This is a genomic window from Mesorhizobium sp. M4A.F.Ca.ET.022.05.2.1 (assembly GCF_003998845.1).
GTDB lineage: Bacteria > Pseudomonadota > Alphaproteobacteria > Rhizobiales > Rhizobiaceae > Mesorhizobium.
In genome coordinates, this window is sequence record NZ_RZOJ01000310.1 from 1 (window position 1) to 7143 (window position 7143).

9 protein-coding genes and 1 pseudogene are annotated in these 7143 nt (G+C 67.7%); 1 reads left to right on the forward strand and 9 read right to left on the reverse strand.

Annotated elements, in window-relative coordinates; translation table 11 throughout:
• The 6 genes and pseudogenes from EN745_RS37210 to EN745_RS25710 all read right to left on the reverse strand — a co-directional run.
• Positions 1-144 (reverse strand): annotated as a pseudogene (locus EN745_RS37210) (tetraacyldisaccharide 4'-kinase); the annotation flags it as partial.
• Between the two features lies 1 nt (position 145).
• The gene (gene waaA, locus EN745_RS25690; RefSeq protein ID WP_127422564.1) at positions 146-1462 is read right to left on the reverse strand and encodes a lipid IV(A) 3-deoxy-D-manno-octulosonic acid transferase; all 1317 of its coding nucleotides are present in this window, start codon (positions 1460-1462) and stop codon (positions 146-148) included.
• Positions 1459-2241 carry a lysophospholipid acyltransferase family protein gene (locus tag EN745_RS25695; protein ID WP_126055074.1) on the reverse strand — a complete coding sequence of 261 codons (783 nt, stop codon included), beginning with the start codon at positions 2239-2241 and terminating at the stop codon, positions 1459-1461. The genes waaA and EN745_RS25695 overlap by 4 nt, the downstream gene beginning before the upstream one ends.
• Positions 2242-2246: 5 nt before the next feature.
• A complete protein-coding gene (locus EN745_RS25700; RefSeq protein WP_126055075.1) occupies positions 2247-2492 on the reverse strand; it encodes a DUF4170 domain-containing protein in 246 nt (81 codons plus the stop codon).
• Between the two features lie 74 nt (positions 2493-2566).
• The gene (locus EN745_RS25705; RefSeq protein ID WP_126055076.1) at positions 2567-3373 is read right to left on the reverse strand and encodes a 3'(2'),5'-bisphosphate nucleotidase CysQ; all 807 of its coding nucleotides are present in this window, start codon (positions 3371-3373) and stop codon (positions 2567-2569) included.
• Positions 3360-4703 carry a TldD/PmbA family protein gene (locus tag EN745_RS25710; protein WP_126055077.1) on the reverse strand — a complete coding sequence of 448 codons (1344 nt, stop codon included), beginning with the start codon at positions 4701-4703 and terminating at the stop codon, positions 3360-3362. Before EN745_RS25710 ends, EN745_RS25705 begins: the two co-directional genes overlap by 14 nt.
• Positions 4704-4872: 169 nt before the next feature.
• Here EN745_RS25710 and EN745_RS25715 point away from each other — a divergent pair, with 169 nt between their 5' ends.
• Positions 4873-5289: a VOC family protein gene (locus tag EN745_RS25715; protein WP_126055078.1), complete on the forward strand. Its 417-nt coding sequence runs from the start codon at positions 4873-4875 to the stop codon at positions 5287-5289.
• Between the two features lie 35 nt (positions 5290-5324).
• Here the strand turns inward: EN745_RS25715 and EN745_RS25720 are convergent, their stop codons facing one another.
• From EN745_RS25720 to EN745_RS25730, 3 genes are all read right to left on the reverse strand, one after another.
• Entirely contained in the window at positions 5325-5504 is a 180-nt protein-coding gene (locus EN745_RS25720; protein WP_127422565.1) for a hypothetical protein, read from the reverse strand.
• 20 nt (positions 5505-5524) lie between these two features.
• On the reverse strand, positions 5525-6163 hold the full coding sequence (locus tag EN745_RS25725) for a hypothetical protein (RefSeq protein ID WP_145992129.1): 639 nt from the start codon (positions 6161-6163) through the stop codon (positions 5525-5527).
• A 54-nt stretch (positions 6164-6217) separates the two neighbouring features.
• A partial coding sequence (locus tag EN745_RS25730) for an FAD-dependent oxidoreductase (RefSeq protein WP_145992130.1) occupies positions 6218-7143 on the reverse strand: 926 nt, incomplete at its 5' end.

Here is a 7143-nt window from a genome sequence, read left to right on the forward strand (position 1 = left end):
CAGCACCGGCGCCTCGCCCTTTTCGCGCGGCGCCCGCCGCATCCGGCGGCCGGCCAGGAGCGCGTAGGCCGCCGACAGCGGCGACAGCGCCAGAACGCGCCAGTCCGGTTCTTCCCACCAGAAGGGCGGTGCTTCGGAGGTCACGCTACCTCCCGTTGGCGCCCTTCAGGCGCGACTTCACGATCAGGGGCTGGATATAAGGCTCCAGCGACTTCAGCGTGCGCGCCAGCGCGCCGCGCATCTCGTCGACGGTGGCGGCGCCGGCCGCCATCATCTCGTGGCGCGCCACCTCGTTGCTCAGCAGGAAGTTGACGGCGCCGGCCAGCATGTCGCGATCGCGCACCAGCTTGGCGCCGCCACTGTCGAGCAGGCGCTGATAGGCCTCGCGGAAATTCTGCACGTTGCGGCCGGCAAGCACCGCCGTCTCCAGCATCGCCGGCTCGAGTGGGTTCTGGCCGCCCTCGGAGGTCAGCGAGCGGCCAACGAAGGCGATCTCGGTCAGCCTGAGATAGAGACCCATCTCGCCGATCGTGTCGCCGAGCAGGATGTCGGTATCGGCCGTGATCCTGTCGCCCTTGCTGCGGCGGGCGAGCTTCAGGCCCATGCCGAAAATCTGCGCGGAGAGTGCCTCGGCGCGATCGGGATGGCGCGGCACGATAATGGTGAGCAGCCCAGGGTGGCGCCGATGCAAGGTGGCGTGCACTTCGGCCGCCACGACCTCCTCTCCGTCATGGGTCGAGATCGCCGCCCAGGTCGGCCGCTCGCCGATCTGCCGCCTCAGCGATGCGAGCGCCCGTTCGTCGACCGGCGGCGGGGCGGTATCCACCTTGAGGTTCCCCGACACCGTGACCGGCCGGGCACCGAGCGTGCGGAAGCGCTCGCCGTCGACATCCGACTGGGCAACGACATGGGCAAGGTTCTCGAATAGCGCCTCGGCGATGTTGGCGCGCTTCTTCCAGGACGAGAAGGAACGGTCGGACAGCCTGCCATTGACCAGCACCTGCGGCACGCGGCGGGCGCCGAGCTCCAGCATGGTCATCGGCCAGATCTCCGATTCGGCGATGATCGCGAGGTCGGGCCGCCAATGGTCGAGGAAGCGGCTGACTGCGGGTTTCAGGTCGAGCGGCACGTATTGGTGGATGATGCGGTCGCCAAGCCGCTCGTCGACGACCTGCGCGGAGGTGACCGTGCCGGTGGTGAGCACGATGTTGACGCCGTAGTCGAGGATGCTCTCGACCAGCGGCACGACTGCGAGGGTCTCGCCGACGCTGGCCGCGTGGATCCAGATCATCGGCCCTTCAGGGCGTGGACGGCCGGCGACGCCATAGCGCTCGCGCCGGCGCACGCGGTCCTCCTTGCCCCTGGACGTGCGCCAGGCGACGTAAGGACCGATCAGCGGATAGGCGGCGGCGCCCGCGTAGCGGTAGGCCGACAGCATGGTGCGCGCCCAGCGCTCGCTCATTTCAGGCCGTCCACGAGGCGATAAACCTCGGTCGTTGCCGCGTTGATCGCGGCGGTGACTTCCTGGCGCTTGCGTTCCATCTCGGCGTCGTCGGCATCGGCCGGCACGAATACCGGCGGCCCAACGATAACCGCTGAGCGGCCGAAAGGCAGGTTAATGGTGGTTTTGTCCCAGCTTTTTTCAAGCACCTTGCGGCGGCTGGTGGCGATCGCCGAAGGCAGGATCGGCCGGCCGGACAGTCGCGCCAGAAGCACGATGCCCATTCCGGCGTCGCGCGGCGTACCGTGCGGGATGTCGGCGATCATGGCCACGTTCTTGCCGGTGCTAAGCGATTTCTTCAGGGCAATCAAAGCCTTGGCTCCACCCTTGTCGAGATGCCTTGAACTGTCGCGCCCCCCCGAGCCGCGCACCGCCTCGATGCCGAACTTCTCAAGCATCAGCGCGTTGAGCTCGGCGTCGGCGCTGCGCGAGACCATGGCGACCAACGGCCTGCCCTTGGGATAATACGCAGGCGTCAGCAGATGCTGGCCGTGCCAGAGCGCGATGATGCCGGGCTCCAGATGCGCGTAGGCGCCGCCGGCGACCTGAGTCGACCCCTTGACCAGCGGGCTGGTCAGGCGAACCAGACGGACGAAATTGGCGAACAGGCCGGCGATGAAGTTCTTGACGAATCGCGATTGGGCCAGCGGCTCGCGGATCCGGCGCCAGAGCGTGCGGGTCGTGCCGCCGCGCCGCACCGCGGGGCTGGTGACCGGCCCTTTCACCGCTTCATGCTCCATCGGTCTCAACCGGCGGCCCTGCTGTCCGGATCGAGCAGCCGGTGCAGGTGAACGACGAAATAGCGCATGTGGGCATTGTCGACGCTGGCCTGCGCCTTGGCTTTCCATGCCGCGTGCGCGGATTGATAGTCCGGATAGATGCCGACGATGTCGAGCCCATCGAGGTCGCGGAATTCGGTTCCGCCCAGCTTTTTCAGCTCGCCGCCGAACACCAGGTGCAAAAGCTGCTTCTTTCCGTCTTCCACGGCCATGTCGGTCCTTCACATATCGTGAGTTTGCAAAGGTCTAGACCAAAGCCGCCGACTTTGGAACCTTTGATGATGGTTCAACTCTCCAGCCCGGCGATGACGCCGGCAAGCACGTCGAGCAAGGCGCCGCTGCCGGCGGCCAGCGCGCCGTGGTGAATCACCGAGCCGGCATAGCGTGGCGGGCGGCCGTGCCGGTCGAGCAAGGCGCCGCCGGCCTCGCGCAGGATGAGGTCGGCGGCGGCGATGTCCCAGTCGTGCGCGTTGGGCTTGACGAAGGTGGCGTCGAGCTTGCCTGCGGCGATCATCGCCAGGCGGTAGGCCAGCGAAGGAATGTAGGGCGTGCGATGCAGCCGGCCCTGCCAGGCTTCCGGCAACAGGTCGACCAGCGGCTTCGGCCCGCCGATATCCACGGTGTCCGCCAACGCCCGCACGCGGATCGACTCGCCGTTCAGGAAGGCGCCTTCGCCGGGCAGCGCCCAATAGGTCTCGTGCTTGGCCGGGCATTCTAGGACGCCGGCGAGTGTTACGCCGTTTTCCACGACCGCGACGCTGACGCACCAGGAATGCAGGCCATCGAGAAAACCGCGCGTACCGTCGATCGGATCGACAACGAAGGTGCGGCGCGCGGCGAGCCTGGCGTGGTCGTCGGCGGTTTCCTCCGACAGCCAGCCATAGTCCGGCCGCGCCTTGAGCAAGGTCTCGCGCAGATAGGCATCTGCCGCATGGTCGGCCTCGCTGACCGGCGAGGTGCCGCCCTTCATCCAGACTTGCGGGCTGTTGCCGAAATAGCGCATGGCGATCGCGCCTGCCTCGCGGGCGGCGTCACGCAGCAGGGCGAGGTCCCCGCGCGCTCCGGCCAGGATGAGCGGGTCACGCGCCGGCAAGGGTCATGCCTTCGATGAGCAGCGTCGGCGCGGCGGTGCCGAAATTGCGGTCGAGGTCGCTTGCCGGCACCATGTTGAGGAACATGGTCTTCAGATTCGAGGCAATCGTCACCTCGGCGACCGGATAGGCAAGCTCGCCATTCTCGATCCAGAAACCGGAGGCGCCACGGCTGTATTCGCCGGTGACCATGTCGACGCCCTGGCCAAACACTTCAGTGACATAGAAGCCGCTCTTCAACGACTTGATGAGATCCTCCGGCGCCCGTTCGCCCGGCTCGATGGCAAGATTGGTCGAGGATGGCGAGACCGAGGAGCCGCTGCGCGCGCCCCGTCCGTTGGTGACCAGGCCGAGCTCGCGGGCCGCCGAGGTCGACAGGAACCAGTGGTTCAGCACGCCCTTGTCGACCATCAGCAGCTTCTGCCCCTCGACGCCTTCGCCGTCGAAGGGACGCGAGGCTTGGCCGCGTCGCCTGAGCGGCTCGTCGGTGATAGTAACTGCAGCCGATGCCACCTGCTTTCCCATCATGTCGCGCAGGAAGCTGGTCTTGCGCGCCACTGCCGCACCGTTGATGGCGCCGGCGAGATGGCCGGCGATGCCGCGCGCGACGCGCGGATCGAACACCACGTCGACCGGCCCGGTCGCCGCCTTGCGCGCGCCGAGGCGGCGCACCGCGCGCTCGCCCGCCTTGCGGCCGATTTCTTCGGGCGCGTCGAGATCGGCGAAATGTTGGCGGGAAGAAAACTCATAGTCGCGCTCCATGCCGGTGCCCGCACCGGCGATGACGCTGGTCGAGCGCGAGAAGCGCGAGGCGACGTACTGGCCAACGAAACCATGCGAGGTGGCGAGCACCAGCCCGCCGAGGCCGGCGCTGGCGCTGCTGCCGGCCGAATTTGTGACGCCGTTCACCGCAAGCGCTGCGGCTTCGGCAGCAAGTGCTGCCTCCTTCAACGCGTCGGCCGGGACCTCGGTGGCGTCGAACAGGTCGAGGTCGCGTGGCTTGCCGGCCAAAAGCGCGGGATCGGCAAGGCCCTGATAGGGATCCTCGGGCGACACCTTGGCCATGGCGACGGCGCGTTCTGCCAGCGCCTTGGGGTTCGAGGCTGCGGTCGCGGAGACGCTCGCCACCCGCTGACCGACGAACACGCGCAGCGCGACATCCTCGCTCTCCGACGATTCGGTGCCCTCGACCTTGCCCAGCCGCACCGAAACGCCGGCCGAACGGCCGCGCACGGCGACTGCGTCGGCGGCATCGGCGCCGGCGCGCTTCGCAGCCTCGACGAGCGCCGCGACGCGGTCGGTCAGTTTCGCTGCGTCGAGCTGGTCGGTCATGCACTTGATCCTGTCTCTTCGGCCCGATTGGGCGGCTGCCGCACCATCTATTGTTCCCCTGTCGCTTGTGCAATGGCAGAAGGGCAATCAGGATGCCGCGACCCATTCGCGCCCGAACCGGCCGGAACAACCGGGCCGGAGCATCGTCAAACTGCCAGGAGCCTTCGCCATGACGCCTTTCCATCTCGCCTTTGCGGTGCGTGATCTCGATGAAACCCGCGCTTTCTATGGCGAGGTGCTGGGCTGCGCCATCGGTCGCTCCTCGGCGACATGGGTTGATTTCGACCTCTACGGCCACCAAATGTCGGCGCATTTGCGGCCGCGGGCATCCGGCGCCGCGCGCGACGGCCAGGTCGACGGCGTCGCGGTCCCGATTCCGCATTTCGGCGCGGTGCTCACGATGGACGAATGGCAGCGGCTCGCCGCCCGGCTGGAAGCCCGCGACGACATAGACTGGCTTGAGCGACCGATGGTGCGCTTCAAGGGCGAGCCCGGCGAGCAGGCGACGCTGTTCATCCGCGACCCTTCCGGCAATGCGCTGGAGTTCAAGGGCTTCCGCTCGCTGGAGCAGATCTTCGCGCGTTGAGCCGACCGGGCCACGCCACGCGCTGAGCCGCCGCGCTAGTTCGCGCCCGCCTCGTACTGGCCGGCGATGAAAATTTCGAGGAAGCGCCGCCCGTCGCGGCGGGAGGCCTCCTGGCCGGCATCGTAATTGGCCATCGCCGTTTGCCTTTCCCTGAAGACGTCGTAGGCGCGGCGGGCGAGCGGCATGGCGGTTTCATAGGAATTGGTCTTGCTCACGATTATGCGCACCGCCGTGGTCAGGACATATTCGGCAACTTGCGGGTCGTCCCGCGAGACGTCCAGGCGCTGTCATGCTTGCCGACGGCCCAGACGAAGATGTGATCGTGCCCGGCAAGCATCAGCAGCAGGCCCTCATCGTCGTCCAGCAGGGCCTGCACATCGGCCACCGACAGCGGTTTGGGATGGGCAAGATCGGCATAGCGCGGAAAGGATTCGGCAAGCCTGGCGTCGACGCCAGCCAGTTCGGCGCGCAGCGAATCGATCTCGCCGCGCAGGCGCACCAGCGCGTCGGCGTGATCGGCACCAGCCGAACCAGCCTGCCCCAGCGCCTTTTCCTTCCCGGCGACCATGGCCACGAGATCCTGGCGCTCGCGCACAATGCCCGCCAGCTCCGGCGAGCCGGCGGCGGCGCGCAGGCCAAGCTGCTGCAAGGCGTTGCCGGCGGAGGAAAGCAGCGCCCATTGCGCCGCCTCGAACGCGTCCTCGAGGGGGCGGTCGGCCGCCTGCACGACCGCTGACGCGGTGAAGAATGCAAGCCCGGCCGCCACCACACAGATGCGCGCCAGGCGCCAAGGCGCCCTCGGCGATTTCAGTTCAACCAGCCCCAATGACAACCCCTGCCCGCCGATCGCCACGCAGGGATACGCGGCGATCACACCATCATTGTGATGGGGAGGAATGGATGCAAGGGGCCGGAGCTTGCGCCTCGATCAGGCACCGAAGCGATCGGCGGCAAAAGGAGCGAGGCGATCGGCATCGACCCGGTGGCCGATCAATTCGGCGACCAAGCGTGCCGTGATCGGCGCAAGTGTCAGGCCGAGATGACCATGGCCGAAGGCGTGGATCACCCTGGAACTGCCCCGCGACCAGCCTATGACCGGCCGGGAATCGGGCAGCGATGGGCGAAAGCCCAGCCACTCGGACGACGCTCGGCCAAGGTCGGGGAAGAACTGCCTGACGCCGCGATCGAGCAGCGCCAGGCGGCGCGCATTTGCCGGTGCGGCATGCCCGCCCAACTCGACCGTGCCGGCGACGCGCAGCCGGCCAGCCATCGGCGTCATGTAGAAGCCGAGATCGACAGGACAGACCGGGCGATTGAGCAGAGGTGCGTCGGTCAGGAATTCGAGATGGTAGCCGCGTTCGGTTTCCAGCGGGATGCTGTCGCCGGCTTGCGCAGCCAGAGCGCGCGAGCGTGCGCCGGCAGCGACTACCACTGTCTTCGCTTTGACGCGGAAATCGGAACCGCCTAGCTCAACGCCACCAGCGTCAGCCCGCAGGCTGGTCACTTCGGCTCGGACCAGCAACGCGCCGCGGGCCGCGGCCGCATCGAACAGCCGGCGCATCACGAGGCTCGGATCGGCGACATTCATGGAGTCCGGGAAGTAAAGGCCGCGGGCGTGGGTTGCCTGCAGGCCGGGCTCCAGCCCGGCCACCTCTTGCGACGTCAGCACCTCCTGACGAACGCCAAGCTCGGCGCGCAGTGCCCGCCCGCCGGATGCGGCGGCAAAATCGCCCTCTCGGCGGTAGAGATAGAGGCAGCCGTTGCGGCGCAAAAGATCCTGCAGGCCGGCTTGCTGCGCCATCTCGGTCCAGGCCGGCAAGGCTTCGGCCAGAAGCCCCGCGAGCGCCAGTGCGT